This window comes from Streptomyces sp. Act143 (assembly GCF_003143935.1).
Classification (GTDB): domain Bacteria; phylum Actinomycetota; class Actinomycetes; order Streptomycetales; family Streptomycetaceae; genus Streptomyces.
The window spans coordinates 1,876,435-1,900,613 of the sequence record NZ_QFRX01000001.1; the positions used below are offsets into that span (position 1 = coordinate 1,876,435).

Annotated in this window: 19 protein-coding genes; 14 read left to right on the forward strand and 5 right to left on the reverse strand. The window is 71.0% G+C overall.

Annotated elements, in window-relative coordinates; all coding sequences use genetic code 11:
* Positions 1-7 precede the first annotated feature (7 nt).
* Together DI272_RS08415 and DI272_RS08420 are read right to left on the reverse strand one after the other, a co-directional pair.
* A complete protein-coding gene (locus DI272_RS08415) occupies positions 8-895 on the reverse strand; it encodes an amidohydrolase family protein (RefSeq protein WP_181387124.1) in 888 nt (295 codons plus the stop codon).
* Positions 895-1,812, reverse strand: a complete 918-nt coding sequence (locus DI272_RS08420) for an SDR family NAD(P)-dependent oxidoreductase (protein ID WP_109494739.1) — start codon at positions 1,810-1,812, stop codon at positions 895-897. Before DI272_RS08420 ends, DI272_RS08415 begins: the two co-directional genes overlap by 1 nt.
* Positions 1,813-2,013: 201 nt before the next feature.
* Between DI272_RS08420 and DI272_RS08425 the strand changes: the two genes are divergently transcribed.
* On the forward strand, positions 2,014-2,433 hold the full coding sequence (locus DI272_RS08425; protein WP_109494740.1) for a MarR family winged helix-turn-helix transcriptional regulator: 420 nt from the start codon (positions 2,014-2,016) through the stop codon (positions 2,431-2,433).
* Positions 2,430-3,209, forward strand: coding sequence for an IclR family transcriptional regulator (locus DI272_RS08430; RefSeq protein ID WP_109494741.1), 780 nt, complete (start codon positions 2,430-2,432; stop codon positions 3,207-3,209). The genes DI272_RS08425 and DI272_RS08430 overlap by 4 nt, the downstream gene beginning before the upstream one ends.
* A 40-nt stretch (positions 3,210-3,249) precedes the next feature.
* Here the strand turns inward: DI272_RS08430 and DI272_RS08435 are convergent, their stop codons facing one another.
* Positions 3,250-6,441, reverse strand: a complete 3,192-nt coding sequence (locus DI272_RS08435) for a caspase family protein (RefSeq protein ID WP_109494742.1) — start codon at positions 6,439-6,441, stop codon at positions 3,250-3,252.
* The gene (locus DI272_RS08440; RefSeq protein ID WP_109494743.1) at positions 6,425-6,787 is read right to left on the reverse strand and encodes a hypothetical protein; all 363 of its coding nucleotides are present in this window, start codon (positions 6,785-6,787) and stop codon (positions 6,425-6,427) included. Before DI272_RS08440 ends, DI272_RS08435 begins: the two co-directional genes overlap by 17 nt.
* Before the next feature lie 607 nt (positions 6,788-7,394).
* On the opposite strand from DI272_RS08440, the gene DI272_RS08445 reads away from it, so the two are divergent.
* The 6 genes from DI272_RS08445 to DI272_RS08470 all read left to right on the forward strand — a co-directional run bounded on the left by DI272_RS08445 (position 7,395) and on the right by DI272_RS08470 (position 14,956).
* The gene (locus DI272_RS08445; protein ID WP_109494744.1) at positions 7,395-8,576 is read left to right on the forward strand and encodes a sensor histidine kinase; all 1,182 of its coding nucleotides are present in this window, start codon (positions 7,395-7,397) and stop codon (positions 8,574-8,576) included.
* Positions 8,573-9,259: a response regulator transcription factor gene (locus DI272_RS08450; RefSeq protein WP_109494745.1), complete on the forward strand. Its 687-nt coding sequence runs from the start codon at positions 8,573-8,575 to the stop codon at positions 9,257-9,259. The genes DI272_RS08445 and DI272_RS08450 overlap by 4 nt, the downstream gene beginning before the upstream one ends.
* Complete coding sequence (locus DI272_RS08455; protein WP_109494746.1) at positions 9,256-9,699, forward strand: GNAT family N-acetyltransferase; 444 nt, start codon at positions 9,256-9,258, stop codon at positions 9,697-9,699. Before DI272_RS08450 ends, DI272_RS08455 begins: the two co-directional genes overlap by 4 nt.
* Positions 9,700-9,854: 155 nt before the next feature.
* Positions 9,855-11,957 (forward strand): MMPL family transporter, encoded by a 2,103-nt coding sequence (locus tag DI272_RS08460; protein ID WP_109494747.1) that lies wholly within the window; start codon positions 9,855-9,857, stop codon positions 11,955-11,957.
* Positions 11,958-12,166: 209 nt separating this feature from the next.
* Positions 12,167-13,402 carry an Ig-like domain-containing protein gene (locus tag DI272_RS08465; protein ID WP_109494748.1) on the forward strand — a complete coding sequence of 412 codons (1,236 nt, stop codon included), beginning with the start codon at positions 12,167-12,169 and terminating at the stop codon, positions 13,400-13,402.
* A gap of 168 nt (positions 13,403-13,570) precedes the next feature.
* Positions 13,571-14,956: a glycoside hydrolase family 16 protein gene (locus tag DI272_RS08470; protein ID WP_109494749.1), complete on the forward strand. Its 1,386-nt coding sequence runs from the start codon at positions 13,571-13,573 to the stop codon at positions 14,954-14,956.
* A 101-nt stretch (positions 14,957-15,057) separates the two neighbouring features.
* Here the strand turns inward: DI272_RS08470 and DI272_RS08475 are convergent, their stop codons facing one another.
* Positions 15,058-15,951, reverse strand: a complete 894-nt coding sequence (locus DI272_RS08475; RefSeq protein WP_109494750.1) for an AraC family transcriptional regulator — start codon at positions 15,949-15,951, stop codon at positions 15,058-15,060.
* A gap of 160 nt (positions 15,952-16,111) precedes the next feature.
* Between DI272_RS08475 and tkt the strand changes: the two genes are divergently transcribed.
* From tkt to DI272_RS08505, 6 genes are all read left to right on the forward strand, one after another.
* Entirely contained in the window at positions 16,112-18,205 is a 2,094-nt protein-coding gene (tkt, locus tag DI272_RS08480; protein WP_109494751.1) for a transketolase, read from the forward strand.
* 19 nt (positions 18,206-18,224) lie between these two features.
* Positions 18,225-19,370, forward strand: a complete 1,146-nt coding sequence (gene tal / locus DI272_RS08485) for a transaldolase (RefSeq protein ID WP_109494752.1) — start codon at positions 18,225-18,227, stop codon at positions 19,368-19,370.
* The gene (gene zwf / locus DI272_RS08490; protein ID WP_258314491.1) at positions 19,367-20,953 is read left to right on the forward strand and encodes a glucose-6-phosphate dehydrogenase; all 1,587 of its coding nucleotides are present in this window, start codon (positions 19,367-19,369) and stop codon (positions 20,951-20,953) included. Before tal ends, zwf begins: the two co-directional genes overlap by 4 nt.
* Positions 20,950-21,888, forward strand: coding sequence for a glucose-6-phosphate dehydrogenase assembly protein OpcA (gene opcA / locus DI272_RS08495; protein ID WP_109494753.1), 939 nt, complete (start codon positions 20,950-20,952; stop codon positions 21,886-21,888). Before zwf ends, opcA begins: the two co-directional genes overlap by 4 nt.
* Positions 21,881-23,527 (forward strand): glucose-6-phosphate isomerase, encoded by a 1,647-nt coding sequence (gene pgi / locus DI272_RS08500; protein ID WP_109494754.1) that lies wholly within the window; start codon positions 21,881-21,883, stop codon positions 23,525-23,527. The genes opcA and pgi overlap by 8 nt, the downstream gene beginning before the upstream one ends.
* A 1-nt stretch (position 23,528) precedes the next feature.
* The coding region (locus DI272_RS08505) for an NADP-dependent phosphogluconate dehydrogenase (RefSeq protein ID WP_258314492.1) at positions 23,529-24,179 on the forward strand (651 nt) is incomplete at its 3' end.

Consider the following 24,179-nt stretch of genomic DNA (forward strand, 5'->3'; position numbering starts at 1 on the left):
CGACCCCTTATGGCTTCGTCAGCCCGAGCAGACGGGCGGCGTTCTCCTTGAGGATCCTCGGCTTCACCTCGTCCTTGATCGGCAGCTTCGCGAAGTCGGCGAGCCAGCGGTCGGGGGTGAGGACGGGGAAGTCGGAGCCGAACAGGACCTTGTCCTTCAGCAGGGTGTTCGCGTACTGGACGAGTTGCGGCGGGAAGTACTTCGGGGACCAGCCGGAGAGGTCGATGTGGACACCGGGCTTGTGGGTGGCGACCGCGAGAGCCTCGTCCTGCCAGGGGAAGGACGGGTGCGCCAGGATGATCTTCAAGTGCGGGAAGTCGGCCGCCACGTCGTCGACGTGGAGGGGATTGGAGTACTTCAGCCTGATCCCCCCGCCTCCGGGGACTCCGGCGCCGATGCCCGTCTGGCCGGTGTGGAAGAGGGCGATGGTGCCCGTCTCCTCGATGACCTCGTACAAGTCGTAGGCCACCGCGCGGTCGTTGGGGAAGAACCCCTGGATGCTGGGGTGGAACTTGAAGCCCTTCACCCCGTACTCCTCGACCAGGCGGCGGGCCTGCTTGACGCCTGCCCTGCCGCGGAAGGGGTCGATCGAGGCAAAGGGGATGAGGACGTCGGGGTTCGCGGCGGCGGCCTCCGCGACCTCCTCGTTGGGGACGGGTGCCGTGCCGGTCGCGGACTCGGCGTCCACCGTGAAGATCACGGCGGCCATCTTCCGTTCGCGGTAGTGGGCCGCCGTCTCCTCCAGCGTCGGCTTCCGCTTGCCCTCGACCTTGAAGTAGGCGGAGGAGGCGTCGTGCAGGTCGTCGTCGAGGGAGGAGTGGCCCTTGGAGGAGACCTCGGCGTGGGTGTGGACGTCGATCGCCACCAGGTCGTCCGGATTCACCGAAAGGGACATCACGCCTCCGGAAGCTTCGGCGCCGGGATGCCGACCGACTGGAGTTCGGCGCCGACCGAGGCGGGGAAGGCGTCGGCGAGGGTCTCCGGGGTCCAGCCGCCGTCGGCGTACGCCGCCCTGATCTCCTGCGGATGCGACCAGAGTGCCACCTTGTCGCCGCCGATTCCTATGGCCTGGCCCGTGATGCCGCGGGCGGCCTCGGAGGCGAGGAAGGGGACGAGGGCCGCGCAGTCCTCAGGGGTGCCGAAACCCTCGCCCTTGCGCAGGAAGTCGGGCAGCGGCTCGCCGTTCTTCATCGCCTCGATGTACGGGGCGAACGCGGGGATCGTCTCCGTCATCGCGGTCGCGGCGACCGGCACGATCGCGTTGACGGTGATGTTCGCGCGGCCCAGCTCCATCGACCAGGTACGGGCCATGGCGGCGATGCCGGCCTTGGCGGCGGCGTAGTTGGTCTGGCCGAAGTTGCCGCGCTGCCCGGCCGGGGAGCCGACCAGGATCAGGCTGCCGCCCTCGCCCTGCTCGCGCATGCGGACGGCGGCGGCGCGGGCGCAGGTGAAGGTGCCCCTGAGGTGGGTGGTGACGACCGCGTCGAAGTCGTCGTCGGTCATCTTCCACAGCACCTTGTCGCGCAGGATGCCCGCGTTGGTGACCAGGATGTCCAGCCGGCCGTACTCCTGCACCGCGCGGTCGACCAGCCGCTGGGCGGCTTCGCTCGTCCCGACCGGGACGACCTCGGCGACGGCCGTGCCGCCGGCCTCGGCGAGGGACTTCACGGCCTGCTCGGCCACCGCCTCGTCGACGTCGTTGACGACCACGGCGGCGCCGTGGGCGGCGAGGGCGTGCGCATAGGCGAGGCCGAGGCCCCGGCCGCTGCCGGTGACGACGGCGACCTTGCCGGAGAGATCGATGCTGGGCACGGGTGAGGTCCCTTCAGTGCGGCTGCTCGCAGAGGTGCGGCTTCGAGATTGAAGCTAAGAGCAATAATTGTTGACGTCAATAGTTGTTGGCGACCGACGGGTGCGTCATGCTGGAATCTCCACGCCGCACCGAGTCACAGGGAGCCCGCCATCACTCGCCAGCACGCCACCCCCAAGCCCATCGACGCGGACGAGCCGTGGATGCGCGGGCTGCACGCGGACACGGGCTATCTCCTGTACCGCCTGGGACTTCGCTCCGGTCAGTTGTTCAACACGTTCCTGCAGGAGTCCGGGCTGCGGCTGCGCCACTACGCGGTGCTGCGCTATCTCGCCGGTTCCGAGGGCGCCCTCCAGCGCGAGCTGAGCACCCGGCTCGGCTATGACCCGAGCGCGATCGTCGGCCTGGTCGACGACCTGGAGAAGCTGGACCTCACCGAGCGCCGCCCTTCCCCCGACGACCGCCGCAGCAAGATCGTCGTCCTCACCGGCAAGGGCCGCGCCTTCCTGCGCGACACCGACGAGGCGGGGCGGCGGGTGACCAACGACCTGCTGGAGCCGCTGGACGCCGGGGAGCGCGACGCGCTGCACACGCTGCTGCTGAAAATCGCCGACCGGCCATGACCGGCCGGTCCCGGGTCCGTTCCGGCGGGGCCCCCACCGCGCCCGACCGGCTGCTGTCCGTGCTCGGCGCGTTCGACCACGGGCACCCGGCCCTGACCCTGACGGACATCAGCCGCCGGGCCGGGCTGAGCCTGACCACCGCGCACCGGCTGGTGGGTGCCCTCACCCGGTGGGGCGCCCTGGAGCGGGACGACTCCGGCGTCTACCACGTGGGCCTGCGGCTCTGGGAGGTCGCGGCCCTCGCGCCGCGCGGGCTCGGGCTGCGGCAGATCGCGCTGCCGTACCTGGAGGACCTGTACGAAGCGACGCACGAGAACGTGCAGTTGGCGGTGCGGGACGGCACCGACGTCGTCTACATCGAGTGGCTGTCGGGGCGTTCGTCGGTCGGCGTGCACATCAGGGTCGGCGCCCGCTGGCCCCTGCACGCCACCGGCGTCGGCCTCGCGCTGCTGGCCCACGACACCCCGGAGTCGCAGGAGCGGTACTGCACGGGGCCGCTGGCCGCCTTCACCCCGTACACGATCACGGACCCGGCACGGCTGCGCCGGGTCCTGGCCGAGACCCGGCGCACGGGGGTGGCGGTGAGCGACCGTCAGGTCACCGACGACGCCCTGTCGGTGGCCGCCCCGGTGCGCGGGACGGGCGGGGCGGTGGTGGCCGCCGTGTCGATCGTGGTGCCCCACGGCGACGCGCAGGTACCGGTGTTGGTGCCGGCCGTGCGGGTCGCGGCGCGCGGGATATCGCGGGCGCTGGGGTGGCGGCCGGCATCGGACTGAGCGACGGCGCCGAGCCGAGACGGGCTCGGAACGCGCGGCGTCACCTGTGCAGCCACCTTGTCATCCGATGGTGCCGGTTGGCCTCCTCCACCAGATCGGCCTCGCCGCACAGGCCGTCCTCGCGCAGACCGTCCACCACGGCCGCCGCATCGGACGTGGGGGAGCAACGGACCGCCTTCTGGATGACCCGGGCGGCCAAGTCGTCCAGCCGGGCTCCGCGCAGTACGACCAGGACGTCAGGCAGCCACTGCGCCAGCGGGCCTCGTTGCGCGGCGGCGGAGGCGACGACCCGGTCGAGGTCGTTGACCCTGCGCTGGATCCCGAGGGTGCCGATGAGCTCTCCGAGGGAATGCGGCTCCAGCTCCCCCGCCGCCCCGGTCAGGACGTTCACGGTGTAGAGGCCCACCGTCTGTTCGAGGAGGTCCATGACCACCTTGACGGCGACGCCGTACTGCCATGGGCGCAGTCCGGCGCGCCGGATTCGCAGTGCCTCCCCGCGCGACAGCCCCGAGGCATGCAAGCGCGCCAGCACGCCCGGCAGATCCGGCCGGTCGCCGAGCCCGGAGAGCGCGGCGGGATGCAGCGGACCGCCGCGCGCCAGGACGAGGTAGACGTGTGCGGCATCCTCGCAGGGAACCGTCCGCATCAGTTCGCGCAGTTCGTCGGGGATCCGCAGGACGTGCCGTCGGTCCTCGAAGAGATGGGAGAGCAGCAGCTGCGCGTCCGCGCGCGAGCTCAGGGCCGTTCCGAGCACCCACAGGAGCGGACTCATGCCGGTCGGGTGCGGCAGACCTGCATCGCGCTCCCTGTGAGCCTCGACCAGGGCCAGCAGCACAGGAAGCGGCACGCGGCGCGTGCTCGCGGCCACCACCGCGCCCAGCGGCGTCTGCCGGCTGAAGGACGCAGCCCCGGACGGCAGCGTCGTGGCGACCTTTTCGGTGAGGTGCACGAGCGCGTCGGAGCCGAGTCGGGAGACAGCGGTGGCCAGCCACGCCCGAGACTGCGCCGCCCGGCGAGTCCGCTCCTCGTACATCACGAGGGGTTCACCGAGCTGGATGGGCTCGCTCGACCGGACCGCCGTGAACTCCTCCAGCGTCCCCGCCAGAAGAGACAGCCGATCCCCGGTCAGGCTGCAGAGCAGCCGTTCCGCATCCGCGTGCCGGCCGGACTCCCAGTACTCGAACAGCAGTGGCCCCAGGTGCTCGCCCCGGGCAGCGGCAGCGAAGTGCGCGAGGAGGTCGTCCAGGTCGATTTCCCTGGAGAGCAGGGAAAGTTCGGCGAGTAGGTCGGCGGCGGAGTGGCGGGCCAGGACGTCGGCGAGCAGGGGCCGGGCGTCCTGGTCCGCCCCGTGTCTGCGCAGGGCTGTCACGAACAGGATCCGGTCTCTGAGGGGACGCTCGTACGCACGGGCCAGAAGCTTGGCGGCCTCGTCGTCCCGGCCGGGCCTGAGTGCCGAGATGAGGGCGGCGGCCTTCTCCAGGTCCGCGTCGGCGGTCTCGGTGAGGATGCGCAGGGCGTCCAGCGGCAGGCCGTACTCCCGCAGTGCTGTCGTGAACGCCACGATGTCGGCCGTACTTCTGGCGTCGTCGATCGCCCACCGTACGACCGTCGGGAGTTCCCCGGGGCGACTGCGGCGGACCTGTTCCAGGACACGCAGGACGTCGTCCACGGCGGCGGTACCCAGCTCCTTTCGTGCGATCTCGTCGGCCCAGTCGAGGCCGACCGCGTGCAGCGCGAGCGCCCAGTGCACGGCCCCCGTCCCGCCGGGAACCCCCAGCAGGCTGTCGAGAAGCGCCACCGCCCGTCCGCGCGCTCCGTTGTCCGCCATCGAGGCCAGCAGCCGGGCGGTGTCCTCCGGCCTTCGCGTCGTGGCGAGCGCCACGGGCAACTCCGCGTAGAGCTCGTACGCGGAGGACGTCGCGCCACCCGCCAGCAGCGCGTCCGCGACCCCGACGTAGCGGGGATCGGGGTGTCCGGACATCAGCGTCCGCAGCTCCGACAGCGCCTCGTCCCCGAGACCGCGCTGGTACAGAGCGGTCACCAGGTCCGCCGAGCCGGCCGGTCCCCCCTCGGCCAGGGCGGCCCGTACCAGGCGCTCCGCCATCGTCGTCCCGTGCTCGCGCAGCTTCCCCGCCACGCGCGCGACGGCCGTCGGCCCCGTGCGGATCAGCGCCTTCAGCAGTGCGCCGATCAATTGCCATGCGCCCAGTTGCTCGAGGACGTCGAGGCAGGCGGCGACCTCCTGGGCGGGACGGCCGACCACGGCGCCGACGGCGACGTCTGCCTGGCGCTCCCTGCCCACCCGTGCCAGTTCGGTCAGCAGAGCGGCCGTCTGCTGCTCGGGCCAGCGCTCAGCGACGACGAGGAGCGCCGCGTCCGCCTGCTCCTTCGCGGTCAGCTCCAGTTGGGCCAGCAGCCCGGGGACGGTCTCGTGCAACAGGTTGTGGTATCCCTGCGGCAGGCCCCCTGGGAGTGGCCCGAAGACCGAGTCCCGCAACGGGCCTATGTGGGCACGATTACGCACGAAGGTGATCCGGGCACCGCCGTTACGGGCCCTCTGCTGGGGGGCGGGCCCGCTCGCGGCCCTGAGGGCGCGGGCCACGGCCCGGTAGATGGTGTCCATGTCGAGAAGGTCGTCCGCGCTCGGATCGCCCTGTTCCAATACCTTCAGGAGCTCACCGGTGAACAGGGTGTACCGGGCGCCGACCGGGGCCATCGAGATCCGGGTCCCCGCGGAGGAGGTCAGCAGGAACGTGCCGTCGACCTCCGCGTAGTCGGCGACGTCGGGCGACCCCATGCCCCCCACGGCGAGGCCGCTGAAGCACGAGTCGATGATGATCACCTTGTGGTCGGCCCGGCACGCCTTGAGAAGCACGGACCGGAGGCGGTCGTACGAGAGTGCCCGGTAGATGTGTTCCTTGGAGGTGTCCGGCAGCGCGAGTTGCAGGTTCTCGGTGTGGTCACGCAGGCCGTGCCCCGCGAAGTACAGCAGAAAGAAGCCCGCCGCCTCGGAGGCCGCTTCGTGCACGGCGTCCAGGACGTCGCGTTCCGATCCCGGATTCAGCAGGATGCGGCAGTGCTCGTCCGCGAGCCCCCACAGCCCGGGGTCGCGCAGCAGTTCACCGAGGCGGGCCACGTTGTTGGTGACCGCGGGGAGGGGATCCAGATGGACGTAGTTCTCCACACCGACGATGACCGCGCGAGCGGTGGACGGGTCAGGCTGTCGCACCATCGTCGTCCGCGCTCCGCCGCAGCGCGGCCAGAACGCGCTCCAGCGCTTCCGGGCTGTCGTCCGTGAGCGTGATCGTGCCCTCCGCGAAGGTCACGGTGACTCCGGGCGGGGCAGGGCGGGTGGTACGCCAACTCGCATAGGCCAGGGCCAGGTTGAGCGCGGCGATGCCTTGGCTGACCACGACCTCGATGACGTCCGACACGCCCATGGCGCCGACGGCGTCGCGCGGCACCCGTCGGATCTTGGCCGTGCGATGGAGTTCGACGTCGTCGACGAGCCAGTCATGAAGTTCGTCGGCGAGCAACTGCCCGTCCTCCTGGTCCGGAGCAGCGATGACGACGCGCATGTGATCCCCCTCGGCGTCCCGACAGCGCCTCGCAGGCGAGTGTAGGGCGACGGCGGCTGTCGCACGTCGGGAACGACCATGTTCGTCCCCCTACCCGTCGCCCCTGTGGTGCGCGCGCCGGGTCCTGTGGCCGGTCTCCACCGGAATCACCTCCCCGAGGCGCCCCAGGTGCTGGAGCACCGTAGCGCCGATCTGCGAAGGCGCCGCTGTTGAGGCACGTGCCTACCTGCTTGAGGTCGCCAGGAACTCCACCCGAGGCCACGCCGGCCAGCTTGAGCTCGGGTTCGTGCACGCGGCGAGCTGTGCCGCGCACTGACTGCCCGGCCCGCCACGGGCGGTGAGCGCCCCGCCGAGCAGGGCCGCAACCACCCCAGGCAGCTGAGCTTCCGTTTCCTCTTCTTTCCGAAGTGCCCCTTCCGTACGGTGAATGGGAGCCGTGCGCTCACGGGCCCGTGGGCCAGCACTGATCGTCAGGGAACGAGGAACCGGGACGACCCCGGCTGCGTCCCACCGGCCGCCCCCGCCCCCGTATATCCCTCTCACCGGCGAGGCCCCACCCCCTCCCCCCTCGCGATACTGGGACGGCCCCTGCCCCGAGGAGCCGCCGATGCCCGCTCAGCCCTGGTTCGCGCCGCTGGTCAAGCGGCTGCGTCCCACGAATCCCTATGTCGTCGACACCGCGCTCGCCGCGCTCGTGCTGTTCGCCGCCTCGCTCCAGTGGATCTTCCCCGACGAGGGCGACGACCGGCTGACCTGGCAGGGCTGGCTGCTCGGCGCGGCCACCGCCCTGCCCCTGGTCTGGCGGCACCGCGCGCCGTTCGCGACGGCGTGCGCGGTGTCCGTGGCCACCCCCGCCCAGGCGCTGTACCACGCGCCGCCGCCGGACGTGATGTACGGCGGTCTGGTCGTGCTGTACACCATGGCCGCCCGGGGGGCGCCGTGGCAGCGGCGCTTCATGCTGGTGGGCTGGGCGATCGGGGTGTCGCTCGTCATGACGCACAAGGAGAGCCCGGAACCCTTCGAGTACGCCTTCCAGCTGATGAGCGTGGCCTGCGCCTACGCGTTCGGCGTGCTGGCCCGCGTCCAGCGCGCCTACACCGCCGAACTGGAGGACCGGGCACGGCGGTTGGAGCGGGAGCGGGCCGCGGACACTGCGCGGGCGACGGCGCAGGAGCGGGCCCGGATCGCCCGGGACATGCACGACATCCTGGCCCACGCGGTGAGCCTGATGGTGGTGCAGGCCGAGGCCGGACCGGTCGTGGTGCGCAGTGATCCGGCGCGCGCGGAGGCCGCGTTCGACGCCATCGCCGGGGCCGGGCGGGACGCGATGGCGCAGTTGCGGCGCATCCTCGGCGTCCTCAAGGAGGAGCAGCGCAACGGCACTTCGCCGCAGCCCGGCATCAGGGCGCTGCCCGCCCTGGTCCGCCAGGTCGGCGAAACGACGGGGCTGCGCGTGCGGTTGAGCACGACGGGTGATCCCCTGCCGCTGCCACCGGACACCGACGTGGCGGCCTACCGGGTGGCCCAGGAGGCGCTCACCAACACCGTCAAGCACGCGTACGCTTCCTCCGCGACCGTCGAACTCGACTGGACGGAGCAGGCGTTGACGCTGACGGTGACGGACGACGGGTGCGGGCCCACGACGCCGGGCGGCGGCCACGGCCTGATCGGCATCCGGGAACGGGCCGCCGCCTGCGGTGGCGAGGCCCGCGCCGGGCGCGGCCCGGACGGCGGCTTCCGGGTCGTCGTACGCCTCCCGGCCGGTGACCGGCAGGCGGCGCTGGGGTGAGCATCCGGGTGGTCGTCGCCGACGATCAGGAGCTCGTGCGCAGCGGCTTCAGCATGATCCTGGAGGCGCAGGCGGACATCGAGGTCGTCGCCGAGGCGGGTGACGGCGCGGAGGCGGTCGCGGCGGTGCAGCGGCACACGCCCGACGTGCTGCTCCTCGACATCCGCATGCCGGTGATGGACGGCCTGGAGGCGGCCCGCCGGGTGTGCGGGCAGTCCGGCTGCAAAGTCGTCATGCTGACCACGTTCGACCTCGACGAGTACGTCTACGAGGCCCTGTACGCGGGCGCCAGCGGCTTCCTGCTGAAGGACGTGCGCCGCGACGACCTGGTGCACGCCGTGCGGGTCGTGGCCGCCGGGGACTCGCTGCTCGCGCCCGCCGTCACCCGCCGCCTGGTCGCCGACATCGTGCGGCGCCGCCGGGAGGCCGCCGCGGCCGAGGCCACCCCGGAGCGCCTGGACGTCCTGACGGCCCGCGAGGTGGAGACGCTGCGCATGCTGGCCCGGGGCCTGTCCAACGCGGAGATCGCCACCACGCTGTTCGTCAGCGAGCACACCGTGAAGACCCATGTCAGCAATGTGCTGGGCAAGTTGGGGCTGAGGGACCGGGTCCAGGCCGTGATCTGCGCCTATGAGACGGGGCTGGTGGTCCCCGGGGCGTCCGACGACAATGACGGCCCATGATCACGATTGGTTCGCTGCGCCCGGAGGACCGGGCCCGCTGGGAAGAACTGGCGCGCGGCTACAAGGCGTTCTACCGTACCGAGGTGCCCGACGAGGGCTACGGGGAGATGTGGCACCGCCTCCTGGACGGCGAGGAGGTGTACGGGGCCGGCGCGTGGACGGCGGACCGGAAGCTGGTCGGCATCGCGCACTACCTCTTCCACGTCTCCGGCTGGACGGCCGACGTCTGCTACCTCCAGGACCTGTTCGTGGACGAGTCGGCGCGCGGCCAGGGAGCCGCCCGCGCGCTCATCGAGCACGTGGCGCAGGCCGCACGCGAGCGCGGCGCCGCCCGCCTGTACTGGACGACCCAGGAGCACAACGCGACCGCCCGTGCCCTGTACGACAAGGTGGCGGCCTTCAACGGGTTCCTGCGGTACGACCACCCGCTCGGCCGGTAGCGCCGAACGCACGGTTCCTCCCCCGCGGGAGTGAGACGCCGGCCCCTCTCCCCCGTGCGACGGAGCCCCGGAAACCGCTCCCTCCGGCGATCCGGCACCACCCTCTCCCCCGCGAGCCTGAGGGCATGTCATCCGACGCCTCGCCGGGAGGGACCGTGCTCTCCACACTCGCCCGGACGGCCACACGCCGTCCGCTCACCGTCATCGCCCTGTGGGTGCTCTTCCTGCTGCTCGGCTTCGGGCTCGGCACCGGCGTCTTCGGGCGCCTGTCGGACAACGTGCCCGAGGTGCCGGGCACCGAGTCGGAGGCGGCCGCGCAGTACCTCGACCGGGTCGACCCGTCCGGCGACTCGATCACCGCCGTCGTAGAGGGCACCGCCGTCGCCGACCCCGCACTGCGGACCCAGGTCGAGCGGGCGGTCGCCGACGTACGGAAGATCGCCGGGGTGGCGGCCGTACCGGACCCGTACACCACCCCCGGCCTGACCGCCGAGGACGGGCGGGCGCTGCTCATTCCCGTCACGCTGAAGGGCGGGCTCGACGACGACGCCGAGGAACGGGCCGTGGACGACGCTGCCGACCGCATCAAGCAGCTCGACGCGCCCGAGGTCCACGTCAGCGGCGGCCCGTTGCTGGGGCTGCAGATCGGGGAGAAGGCCCAGGAAGACGTCCGCAACGCGGAGTTGATCTCGCTGCCCGTGGTCCTCGCGCTGCTCCTCGTCGTCTTCGGCGGGCTGCGCTCGGCCGCGCTGCCCCTCGTCATCGCGGTGAGCGGCATCGCGGGTGCGTTCCTGGCGCTGTTCCTGTTCAGCTCGGTCACCGACATCTCGGTGTACGCGATCCAGGTGACCACGATGCTGGGCCTCGGACTCGCCGTGGACTACGCCCTGTTGATGCTGGTCCGGTTCCGCGAGGAACGCCGGAGCACCGAGGACGTCGTCGAGGCCGTGCACCGCACGGTCGCCGCGGCCGGGCGGACGGTGCTGTTCTCCGGGCTCACGGTGGCGGTCAGCCTGACCGGGCTGCTGGTCTTCCCCAGCGTCTTCCTGCGCAGCATGGGCCTGGCCGTGGCCGCCGTGGTGGTCGTCGACATGCTGGCGGCGGTCACGCTGCTGCCCGCGCTGCTCACCCGCTTCGGCCGGAAGATCCCGCCGGCCAAGGTCCGCCAGGAGGGCGAGGAGGGCCGGTTCTTCGCCCGCCTGGCCCGCTTCTCCGCCCGCAACCGGGTCGCCGTCCTGGCGGTGATCGTCCCGGCCCTGCTGGTGCTCGCCCTGCCCGTGACGGGCCTGCGGATCAACCTGGGCGACGCCCAGCAGCTGCCGTCGAGCACCGAGGCACGGCAGCTGTACGACACCGTCGACGCGCATTTCCCGCCGGGCACCGGGGTGTCCACGATCACCGTCGTCATCGAGCCCGGCACCGACGCGGCCACCGCCGACCGCATCCGCGCCCTGTCGCCGCGTGCGGAGTCCCGGGACCTGCCGGACGGGACCACGGTCATGGAACTGCCGCCGCCCGGCAGCGTGGACGGCGCCGCGGCCACCGCCCTGGTGGAGCGGGTCCGCGACCTGCGCGGGGACGCCCCGGTCGAGGTCACCGGTCCGGCCGCCCGGCTCGTCGACTTCCGGGGGATGCTCGCCGACCGGGCGCCCTGGGCCGCGCTGACCGTGCTGGCCGGCATCTTCGTCCTGCTCTTCGCCTTCACCGGGTCGGTCCTGATCCCGCTGCGCACGATCGCGACCACGCTGCTGAGCCTCGGCGCCGCGCTGGGCGCGGTGGTGTGGGTGTTCCAGGACGGGCACCTGGCCGGGCTCCTGGGCGCCGAGGGCCTCGGGGCGCTCAGCCTCACGGCACCACCGCTGATCATCGCGATCGCCTTCGGCCTCGCGATGGACTACGAGCTGTTCATCCTGGCGCGGATGCGGGAGGCCCGGCGGGCCGGCGTGGACGAGCGGGAGGCCGTGGTGACGGGCCTGCGCCGCTCCGGGCGGGTGGTGACCTGCGCCGCGCTGCTGCTGGCCGTGGTCTTCGGCGCCTTCATGACGGGCGGCTTCTCCCCCATCCTCCAGATCGGACTGGGGCTCACCCTCGCGGTGCTGATCGACGCCACCGTCGTCCGCATGCTGCTCGTCCCGGCGACGATGGCGCTGCTCGGGCGGCGGGCCTGGTGGGCCCCGAGGCCGCTGCGGCGGGTGCACGACCGGTTCGGGCTGAGCGAGGAGGGGACGAGCCGGCCGCGGGTGCCGACGAACGCCTGAGGGCGCTCGCCGCACAGGGGACCCGGCCCGGAGCCGGGTCCCCTGTCCGTTCGGCGGCCGGTGCCGTCATGGGCGCGGACCCGGCAGGAGCCCTCCCGGCGCGGGGTCCTCACCGGAATCTCAGGAAGCGGCCCGGGGATTCAAAGGATCAGCACATCTGCGCGCCGCAGGATGCCCTCGCAAAGGCGGATATCTCAGGAAGGCCTGCCGTGGGCGTCTCGCACATATCGAACCGGTCCGACCAGCCGTCGGGGAGGTGGTCGCGGCGCGGAGTGCTCACCGTGCTCGGTGCCGCCCCCGCCGCGGTCCTGACCGGGTGCAGCGGATCGGCCGACGCCACGCAGGACGCCGGGGCGACGGCGTCGGTGAAGTCCGCCGCGACGAAGAAGCCGGTCGTCACGGTCACCCCCGCCGACGGTACGAAGAAGGCCGCGTTCACCAGCCCCGTCGAGGTCGCGGTGACCGACGGCACCCTCGCGTCCGTCGAGGTCAGCGGCAACGACGGCGCGACGCTCGAGGGCACCTTCAACGACACGAAGACCACTTGGACGTCGAAGAAGAACCCCTACTCGGGGACGAAGTACACGGTGACCGCGAAGGTGCGGGGCGCCGGCACCAGGACCGCGACCTTCACCACCAGGTCGCCCGGCGAGACCTTCGTCGGCTACTTCACCCCCGAGGCGGGTTCGACGTCCGGCGTCGGCATGCCCGTGTCGATCAACTTCACGCACGCCGTGTCCGACAAGGCGGCCGTGCAGAAGGCGATCACGGTGACCGCGGAACCGGCCGTCGAGGTGGTCGGCCACTGGTTCAGCGACACCCGCCTCGACTTCCGGCCGGAGACGTACTGGGCGGCCGGCACCACCGTCACGCTCGGTCTGCGGCTGAAGGACGTCGAGGGCGCGGACGGGGTCTACGGCGTGCAGTCCAAGGACGTCACCTTCCACATCGGGCGCGAGCAGATCAGCACGGTCGACCTGGCCACGAAGGAGATGGTGGTGCAGCGGGACGGGGCGACGTACGCCACCTACCCCGTCTCCGGCGGCGACGCCGACCACACCACCTGGTCCGGGATCATGGTGATCAGCGAGCGGTTCGAGGAGACCCGGATGGAGTCCTCGACCGTCGGGCTCGGCGACGAGTACGACATCGCCGACGTGCCGCACGCCCAGCGGCTGACCACCTCCGGCACGTTCATCCACGGCAACTACTGGGCGTCCGCATCGGTGTTCGGCAGCCAGAACACCAGCCACGGCTGCGTCGGTCTGCACGACGCCAAAGGCGCGGACGACAGCTCGGTGCCGGGCTACCGGTTCTACAGGTCCTCGATGCTCGGCGATGTCGTCATCGTCAAGAACTCCGGTGAGGAGACCGTCGATCCGGCGAACGGTCTCAACGGGTGGAACCTGTCATGGGAGGAGTGGAAGGCGGGGAGCGCGCTTTAGGGCGTATGCGCCGTTCATGACCTGAACTCGCCTGGAGCGAAAGGACTTTCCTTGTTTTAACTCTTGACGGCCTCTCTCCCGGAGAGCACATTGGGCCCACTTTGAGAGCGCTCTCACACGCTCTCCGAAGGACCCGCGCACCCACCTCCGTACCCGAGAGGCACCCCCATGAGTGACACCTCCGGCATACCCAGACGGCGACGCGCCCTCGTCGCCGTCCTCGCCACGCTCGGTCTGGCGGCGGCCCTGGCCACGGCCGCGACCCTCCCCGCGAACGCCTCCGCGCCCACTCCCCCCACGGGCTGGACGCAGGTGTTCCTCGACGACTTCAACGGCGCCGCCGGCACCGGCGTCAACACCTCCAACTGGCAGTACGCGACCGGCACCTCCTACCCGGGAGGCCCCGCCAACTGGGGCACCGGCGAGGTCGAGACCATGACGAACAGCACGTCCAACGTGGCTCTCGACGGCAACGGCAACCTGCGCATCACCCCGGTCCGCGACTCCGCCGGCCGCTGGACGTCGGGCCGCATCGAGACCAACCGCACCGACTTCCAGCCGCCGGCCGGCGGCAAGCTGCGCGTCGAGGCACGCATCCAGATGCCGAACGTGACCGGCACGGCGGCCGAGGGCTACTGGCCCGCGTTCTGGATGCTGGGCGCCCCCTACCGCGGCAACTACCAGAACTGGCCGAGCGTCGGCGAGCTGGACATCATGGAGAACGTCCAGGGCATGAACCGCGTGTGGGCCACCATGCACTGCGGCACCAACCCGGGCGGCCCGTGCAACGAGACGACGGGCATCGGCAACAACATCGCCTGTCCGGGCTCGACCTGCCAGTCGGCCTTCCACACGTACACCATGGAGTGGGACCGCTCGGTGAGCCCCGAGACGATCCGCTTCTCCGTCGACGGCACCCAGTTCCACTCGGTCAACGCGAGCCAGATGGACGCGACGACCTGGGCCAACGCCACCAACCACGGCTTCTTCATCATCCTGAACGTGGCGATGGGCGGCGCCTTCCCCGACGCGTTCGGCGGCGGCCTCGACGGCGACACCCGGTCCGGCGTGCCGATGACCGTGGACTACGTCCAGGTGCTGTCGGCCGGTGGGAGCGGTACCACACCACCGCCGTCGGGCAGCCGTGACGCCTACGGCACCATCCAGGCCGAGTCGTACAACAGCCAGTCGGGCACGATCACCGAGACCACCACCGACACCGGCGGCGGCCAGAACATCGGCGCGCTGGCGAACGGCGACTGGGCGCTCTACCAGAACGTCAACTTCGGCTCCACCGCCGCGACCCAGTTCGCCGCCCGGGTGGCGAGCGGCGCGGGCAGCGGGGTCAGCGGCCTGGTCGAGGTGCGCCTCGACAGCCGCTCCAACGCCCCCGTCGGCAGCTTCGCCCTCGCCAACACCGGGGGCTGGCAGTCCTGGCGGACGGTACCGGCGAACATCTCCTCGGTGACGGGCACGCACGACGTGTATCTGACGTTCACGAGCGGGCAGCCGGCGGACTTCGTGAACGTGAACTGGTTCAACTTCGGGCACTGACATGCCCTTTCGGGCCCGGACAGGTCTTCTCGGGCACTGACAGGCCTTCTCCGGGCGCTGACAGGCCTTTTGCCGGGGGGCTCCGCGGGTGCGGGGCCCCCTCACCGCAGTTCGGAGCGGAACCCCACCGGCGTCTGTCCGGTGTGCAGTTGGAAGAACTTCGAGAAGTTCGCCGCGTCCGCGAACCCCACCGCCGCCCCCACCCGCCCGATGGGCAGGTCGGTATGAGCGAGCAGGCGCTTGGCCTCCAGGACCACCCGCTTGTCGATGAACCCCTTCGGCGTCTCCCCCGTCGCGGCGCGCACCGCGCGGACCAGGGTCCGGCGCGAGTAGCCGAGGGCGTCGGCGTACGCACTGACGCTGTGGTTCGTCGCGAAGTCCTTCTCCACCGCGTCCCGGAACAGGGTGAAGGTCGTGTCCGCCTGGCTCTGCGCCGCCTCCTGCGAGCTCGCCGCGAGATGCGCGAGGCGGAGCAGGAACGCCGTCAGGGAGTGCCGGAGCACCGCCGTGTGCAGGCTCAGCGGAAGGGTCGCCGTGTCCTTGTACTCGCGGCGCAGCTGCGCCAGCGACGCCCCCAGCCCCGCGAGTTGCGCCGCGTCGGGGTGGAGCAGCGGCGGCAGGTCGTAGCGGTACAGGCCCGTCGCCTCCACCGTCGCCCGGGGCAGGAAGCCGGGTTGCATGGTCAGGACCGTTCCGCGGTACCCGCTGGCCTTGGAGAAGCGGTGCACCTGGCCCGGGCGGATCCACAGCACGTCCCCGGCGAACGCCTCGTACTCGGCGAAGTCGATCATGTGGCGGACGGGGCCCTTGTCGAAGAGCATCACGACATGGAAGTCGATCCGGTGGACGCGGTGCAGCGGGGCGTCGGTGTGCCAGGGGCGATGCGGGCCCATGGGGCCGACCTGCATGCCGACGCCGCCCTCGCTCAGCTCGACCGGGAAGGGGAACGTTCTGATCCCGCCACTGTCCCCGCCTTGGAGTGTTCTGTCCGCCATGTCCTTCTCGTACCGTCTCGAAGCCGCTGCCCGTGTCCCACTTTCACCACAGGCTGACACACCACGACCTTCCCTCGGAAAAGTCAGACTTTTACAGTCGAACGCGTCTCACCAGGAACGATGCACGAATCCATGAACTCTTGAAGAGGACTGGTCACAGATGAGCACGCAGACACCGGGCGGCGCGGACAGCGCGGACGGCTTCGAGTGGACCGACCTCGACCGGCGTGCCGTCGACACCGCCCGCCTGCTGGCGGCCGACGCCGTGCAGAAGGTCGGGAACGGGCACCCCGGCACCGCCATGAGCCTCGCCCCGGCCGCCTACACGGTCTTTCAGAAGGTGATGCGGCACGACCCGGCGGACCCGGAGTGGACCGGACGTGACCGCTTCGTGCTGTCCCCGGGGCACACCTCCCTCACCCTCTACACGCAGCTCTACCTCGCCGGATACGAGCTGGAGCTCGACGACCTCAAGGCGTTCCGCACCCAGGGGTCCAAGACGCCCGGTCACCCCGAGTACGGGCACACCGCCGGCGTGGAAACCACCACCGGCCCGCTGGGCCAGGGCGTCGCCAACGCGGTCGGCATGGCCATGGCCGCCCGGTACGAGCGCGGCCTCTTCGACCCCGAGGCACCGCAGGGCACCTCGCCCTTCGACCACACCGTCTGGGCCATCGTCTCCGACGGCGACCTGGAGGAGGGCGTCTCCGCCGAGGCCTCCTCGCTCGCCGGGCACCAGAAGCTCGGCAACCTGGTCTTCCTCTACGACGACAACCACATCTCCATCGAGGGCGACACCGCGACCGCCTTCTCCGAGGACGTCCTCAAGCGGTACGAGGCCTACGGCTGGCACACCCAGCGCATCGAGCCCACCGCCGAGGGCGATGTCGACGTACCCGCCCTGTACGCCGCGCTGAAGGCCGCGCAGGCCGAGACCGAGCGGCCCTCGATCATCGCGATGCGGACCATCATCGCCTGGCCCGCCCCCAACGCCCGGAACACCGAGGCCTCGCACGGCTCCGCGCTCGGCGCGGACGAGATCGCGGCCACCAAGCGGCTCCTGGGCTTCGACCCGGAGCGGTCCTTCGAGGTCACGGACGAGGTCATCGCCCACACCCGGCAGGCCCTCGACCGCGGCGCCGAGGCGCACGCCGCCTGGGACAAGCGGATCGCCGAGTGGCGTGCGGAGCAGCCCGAGCGCGCCGAGCTGTTCGACCGGATCGTCGCCGGCCAGCTCCCCGAGGGCTGGGAGGACGCGCTCCCGGTCTTCGAGGAGGGCAAGTCCGTCGCGACCCGCGCCGCCTCCGGCAAGGTCCTGCAGTCGCTGGGCGCGGTCCTGCCCGAGCTGTGGGGCGGCTCCGCCGACCTCGCCGGTTCCAACAACACCACGATCGACAAGAACTCCTCCTTCCTCCCGCAGGGCAACCCGCTGCCGGAGGCCGACCCCTACGGCCGTACGGTCCACTTCGGCATCCGCGAGTTCTCGATGGCCGCCGAGATGAACGGCATCGCGCTGCACGGCAACACCCGCGTCTACGGCGGCACCTTCCTGGTGTTCTCGGACTACATGCGCAACGCCGTCCGCATGTCGGCGCTGATGCAGCTGCCCGTCACCTACGTGTGGACCCACGACTCCATCGGGCTCGGCGAGGACGGCCCCACCCACCAGCCGGTGGAGCACCTGGCCTCGCTGCGCGCCATCCCCGGCCTGAACGTCGTACGGCCCGCCGACGCCAACGAGACCGCGATCGCCTGGGCCGAGATCCTCCGGCGGCACACCACCAAGCCCGCCCCGCACGGTCTGGCCCTCAGCCGGCAGGGCGTGCCGACGTACGCGCCCGACCCGGACGCGGCGAAGGGCGGTTACGTGCTCCGGGACGCCTCCACCGGGACCCCGGACGTCGTTCTCCTCGCCACCGGCTCCGAGGTGCAGCTCGCCGTCGCCGCCCGGGAGCTGCTGGAGGCCGAGGGCGTCGGGACCCGGGTGGTGTCGATGCCGTCCGTGGAGTGGTTCGAGGAGCAGCCGCGGGAGTACCGCGACAGCGTCCTTCCGCCGTCCGTGCGAGCCCGCGTCGCAATCGAGGCGGGGATCGGTCTGACGTGGTACCGGTTCACAGGTGACGCAGGACGCATCGTCTCTCTTGAACACTTCGGCGCCTCCGCCGATGCCCAGACCCTCTTCGCCGAGTACGGCTTCACCGCCGAGAACGTCGCCGCAGCAGCGCGGGAATCTCTCGCCGCCGCGCGTGGTTGATCCGACCGCCAGAAAGAAGATGATGACTGTGACCGAAGCAACCGCGACCGCGGGAGCACTCAAGCGCCTGTCCGACGAGGGCGTCTCCATCTGGCTGGACGACCTGTCGCGCAGCCGGATCGAGTCCGGGAACCTCGCCGAACTCGTCGAGAACAAGAACGTCGTCGGCGTCACCACCAACCCCTCGATCTTCCAGGCCGCCATCGGCTCGGGTGCGGGGTACGAGGAGCAGCTCGACGACCTCGCCGTGCGCGGCGTGACGGTCGACGAGGCGGTACGCATGATGACGACCGCCGACGTCCGTGCCGCCGCCGATGTGCTGCGCGGCGTGTACGACGCCACCGACGGCCGGGACGGCCGGGTCTCCATCGAGGTCGACCCCCGCCTGGCCCACGAGACGGCCGCCACGGTCGCCGAGGCCAAGCAGCTGGCCTGGCTGGTGAACCGCCCCAACGTGATGATCAAGATCCCGGCGACGAAGGCCGGTCTCCCGGCCATCACCGAGGTCATCGGCCTCGGGATCAGCGTCAACGTCACGCTGATTTTCTCGCTGGAGCGCTACCGCGAGGTCATGGACGCCTACCTCGCCGGCCTGGAGAAGGCCGCCGCGAAGGGCCTCGACCTCTCCACCATCCACTCCGTCGCCTCCTTCTTCGTCTCCCGCGTCGACTCCGAGATCGACAAGCGGCTGACGGTGCTCGGCACGGACGAGGCGCTCGCCCTCAAGGGCAGGGCCGCCCTCGCCAACGCCCGGCTCGCCTACGAGGCGTACGAAGAGGTCTTCTCCTCCGCCCGCTGGGAGAAGTCGGCCGCCGCCCGGGCCAACAAGCAGCGCCCGCTGTGGGCCTCGACCGGCGTGAAGGACCCGGCGTACAAGGACACCCTGTACGTCGACGAGCTGGTCGCGCCCGGCACGGTCAACACCATGCCGGAGGCCACGCTGAACGCCACGGCCGACCACGGCGAGATCACCGGCGACACCGTCACCGGCGGTTACGCCCGGGCACGCGCCGACCTGGCCGCCGTGGAGGCTCTGGGGATCTCGTACGACGAGGTCGTGCAGCAGCTGGAGGACGAGGGCGTCGCCAAGTTCGAGGTGGCCTGGAACGACCTGCTGGCCACCGTCACGAAGTCGCTGGACAGCAAGGGGGTCGACGCGGAATGACCGAGATTCCTGCCACCGGGACCGAAGAGCCGTCCGCATCGTTCGACTCGCTCGCCTCGTTCGACTGGGAGAACCCGCTGCGGGACCCCCGCGACCGGCGTCTGCCCCGCATCGCCGGTCCGTCCGGGCTCGTCATCTTCGGTGTCACCGGTGACCTGTCCCGCAAGAAGCTGATGCCGGCCGTGTACGACCTGGCCAACCGCGGCATGCTGCCGCCGGGCTTCTCGCTCGTCGGGTTCGCCCGGCGGGACTGGGAGGACCAGGACTTCGCGCAGGTCGTGCACGACTCGGTGCGCGAGCACGCGCGGACGCCGTTCCGCGAGGAGGTCTGGCAGCAGCTCGCCGAGGGCATGCGGTTCATCCCGGGTGACTTCGACGACGACCAGGCGTTCAAGCAACTGGCCGAGGCCGTACAGGAGTTGGACTCCTCGCGCGGCACCAGCGGCAACTACGCCTTCTATCTCTCCGTACCGCCGAAGTTCTTTCCCAAGGTCGTCCAGCAGCTGAAGAAGCACGGGCTGGCGGACGCCCCCGAGGGCTCCTGGCGGCGTGCGGTCATCGAGAAGCCGTTCGGCAGCGACCTGAAGAGCGCGCGGGAGCTGAACGCGATCGTGCACGACGTGTTCGAGCCGGAGCAGGTCTTCCGGATCGACCACTACCTCGGCAAGGAGACCGTCCAGAACATCCTGGCGCTCCGCTTCGCCAACCAGATGTACGAGCCGATCTGGAACCGGTCGTACGTCGACCACGTGCAGATCACCATGGCCGAGGACATCGGCATCGGCGGCCGGGCCGGGTACTACGACGGCATCGGCGCCGCCCGTGACGTCATCCAGAACCACCTCCTCCAGCTGATGGCGCTCACCGCCATGGAGGAGCCGATCGCCTTCGACGCGGACGCGCTGCTCACCGAGAAGCTGAAGGTGCTCAAGTCGGTGCGGCTGCCGAAGGACCTCGGCAAGCACACCGTGCGCGGCCAGTACGCCACCGGGTGGCAGGGCGGCGCCAAGGTGGCCGGCTACCTCCAGGAGGACGGCATCGACCCCAGGTCGAAGACCGACACCTACGCCGCGATCAAGCTGGAGATCGACAACCGCCGCTGGGCAGGCATCCCGTTCTACCTGCGCACCGGCAAGCGCCTCGGCCGCCGCGTCACCGAGATCGCGGTCGTCTTCAAGCGCGCCCCGCACTCTCCCTTCGACTCCACGGCCACCGAGGAGCTCGGCCAGAACGCCATCGTGATCCGCGTCCAGCCGGACGAGGGCATGACCGTGCGGTTCGGGTCCAAGGTGCCGGGCACCTCGATGGAGATCCGGGACGTGTCGATGGACTTCGCCTACGGCGAGTCGTTCACGGAGTCCTCACCCGAGGCGTACGAGCGGCTCATCCTGGACGTCCTCCTCGGCGACGCCAACCTGTTCCCCCGCCACCAGGAAGTGGAAGAGTCCTGGAAGATCCTCGACCCGATCGAGGAGTACTGGGCACGGCACGGCAAGCCCGCGCAGTACGCGTCGGGCAGCTGGGGACCGAAGGAAGCCGACGAGATGCTCGCACGAGACGGACGGAGCTGGCGCAGGCCATGAAGATCGACCTGACCGACACCACGGCAAGCAAGATCAACAAGGCGCTGGTGCAGGGCCGCCGCGCCATCGGCACGCCCGCCGTGGGCATGGTCCTGACGATGGTGATCGTCACGGACGAGGAGAACGCCTACGACGCGATCAAGGCGGCCGAGGAGGCCTCGCACGAGCACCCCTCGCGCACCCTGGTCGTCATCAAGCGGCACGCCCGCACCCCGCGCGACCGCACGGCGTCCAAGCTGGACGCCGAGGTCCGGGTGGGCGCCGACGCCGGAACCGGCGAGACCGTCGTGCTGCGCACCTACGGCGAGGTGTCCGACCACGCCGACTCGGTGGTCCTGCCGCTGCTGCTGCCGGACGCGCCGGTCGTCGTGTGGTGGCCGGTGGACGCGCCCGAGAACCCGGCGAAGGACCCGCTGGGCGCCCTGGCCCAGCGCCGGATCACCGACCTGTACGCGGTGGAGAACCCCCTGGAGGTCCTGGAGACCCGGGTGCGCTCGTACGCCCCCGGCGACACCGACCTCGCCTGGACCCGGCTGACCCCGTGGCGCTCCATGCTGGCCGCGGCCCTCGACCAGGCCCGCGCGAAGATCGTCTCGGGGGCGGTGGAGGCCGAGGCCGACAACCCGGCCGCCGAGCTGCTGGCGCGCTGGCTGGAGGCGCGGCTGAAGGTGAAGATCGACCGCATCGTCACCGCGGGGCCGGTCGTCACCGCCGTGCGCCTGGGCACCGCCGACGGCGAGGTCGTCATCGACCGCCCCGAGGGCCCGCTGGCCACGCTGTCCCTGCCGGGCCAGCCCTCGCGCACCCTCGCGCTGAAGGTGCGCACCACCTCCGAACTCATCGCCGAGGAGCTCAGGCGCCTCGACGCGGACGAGATGTACGCCGTCGCCCTGCGGGGCGAGGGCCGCGCCAAGGAGACCCCTGCCCATGTCTGACTCTCCCCTGTTGACCCGTCGCCCCGAGTGGACGGCTCTGGAGGACCACCGCGCCGAAGGACTCGCGCAGCTACGGGAGTTGTTCGCCTCCGACCCCGGGCGGGCCGAGCGGTACGTGGTGCGCGTGGGCGATCTGCGCATCGACTACTCCAAGCACCTCATCACCGACGAGACGCTGGCCCTGCTCCAGGAACTGGCCACCGCCACCGATGTGTTCGGCCTGCGGGACGCCATGTTCCGCGGCGAGAAGATCAACCTCACCGAGGACCGGGCGGTCCTGCACACCGCGCTGCGGGCCTCGCGGGACGCGGTCGTCGAGGTCGACGGCGTGAACGTGGTGCCGCAGGTGCACGCCGTCCTGGACAAGATGAGCGCCTTCGCCGACCGGGTCCGCTCGGGCGAATGGACGGGCCACACCGGCAAGCGGATCAGGAACGTCGTCAACATCGGCATCGGCGGCTCCGACCTCGGTCCGGCGATGGCGTACGAGGTGCTGCGGCCGTACACGGCACGGGATCTGACGTTCCGTTTCGTGTCGAACGTGGACGGCGCCGACCTGCACGAGGCGATCCGCGACCTGGACCCGGCCGAGACGCTGTTCATCGTCGCGTCCAAGACGTTCACCACGATCGAGACGATCACCAACGCGACGTCGGCCCGCTCCTGGCTGCTTCAGGGGCTGGGTGGTGACGACAAGGCGGTCGCCAAGCACTTCGTGGCGCTGTCGACGAACGCCGGGAAGGTCACCGAGTTCGGCATCGACCCGGACAACATGTTCGAGTTCTGGGACTGGGTCGGCGGCCGCTACTCCTACGACTCGGCGATCGGCCTGTCCCTGATGATCGCCATCGGCCCGGACCGCTTCCGCGAGATGCTCGACGGCTTCCGCATCGTCGACGAGCACTTCCGCACCGCCCCCGCCGAGGCCAACGCCCCGCTGCTGCTCGGCCTGTTGGGCATCTGGTACGGCAACTTCCTCGGCGCCCAGTCACACGCGGTGCTGCCCTACAGCCACTACCTGTCGAAGTTCACCGCCTACCTCCAGCAGCTGGACATGGAGTCCAACGGCAAGTCGGTGCAGCGGGACGGCCGGCCCGTGGACTGGCAGACGGGTCCCGTGGTGTGGGGCACGCCCGGCACCAACGGGCAGCACGCCTACTACCAGTTGATCCACCAGGGGACGAAGGTCATCCCGGCGGACTTCATCGGCTTCGCGCGTCCCGTCGCCGAGCTGAGCGACGAACTCCAGGCGCAGCACGACCTGCTGATGGCGAACTTCTTCGCCCAGACGCAGGCCCTCGCCTTCGGCAAGACCCCGGACGAGGTGCGGGCCGAGGGCGTGCCCGAGGAGCTGGTCGTCCACAAGACGTTCAAGGGCAACCACCCGACGACGACGATCCTCGCCCGTGAGCTGACGCCGTCCGTGCTCGGCCAGTTGATCGCGCTGTACGAGCACAAGGTGTTCGTACAGGGCGCCGTCTGGAACATCGACTCCTTCGACCAGTGGGGCGTCGAGCTGGGCAAGGTGCTCGCCAAGCGGGTCGAACCCGCACTGACCGAAGGGGCGGACGTCCCCGGTCTCGATCCCTCCACCGCCGCCCTCGTGGCCGCCTACCGCGAACTGAAGGAAGTGCACTGAAATGCAGCTCGGACTCATCGGCCTCGGCAAGATGGGCGGCAACATGCGCGAGCGGATCCGCCGCGCAGGGCACACCGTGATCGGCTACGACCGCAACCCCGAGATCTCGGACGTGGCCGGCCTCGCCGAGCTGGTCGACAAGCTCGAAGGCCCGCGCGTGGTCTGGGTGATGGTCCCGGCCGGCGCCCCGACCCAGTCGGTCGTCGACGAGCTCGGCGACCTGCTCTCCCCCGGTGACACGGTCGTCGACGGCGGCAACTCCCGCTGGACGGACGACGAGAAGCACGCCGAGGAGCTGGCCGCCAAGGGCATCGGCTTCGTCGACGCGGGCGTCTCCGGCGGTGTCTGGGGCCTGCAGAACGGCTATGCCCTCATGGTCGGCGGCGACGCCGAGCACGTGGCGAAGGTGCAGCCGGTCTTCGACGCGCTCAAGCCCGAGGGCGACTTCGGCTTCGTCCACGCGGGCAAGGTGGGCGCCGGGCACTTCGCGAAGATGGTCCACAACGGCATCGAGTACGCGATGATGCAGGCCTACGCCGAGGGCTGGGAGCTGCTGGAGAAGGTCGACTCCGTCACGGACGTGCGGGAGGTCTTCCGCTCCTGGCAGGAAGGCACGGTCATCCGTTCCTGGCTGCTGGACCTGGCCGTCAAC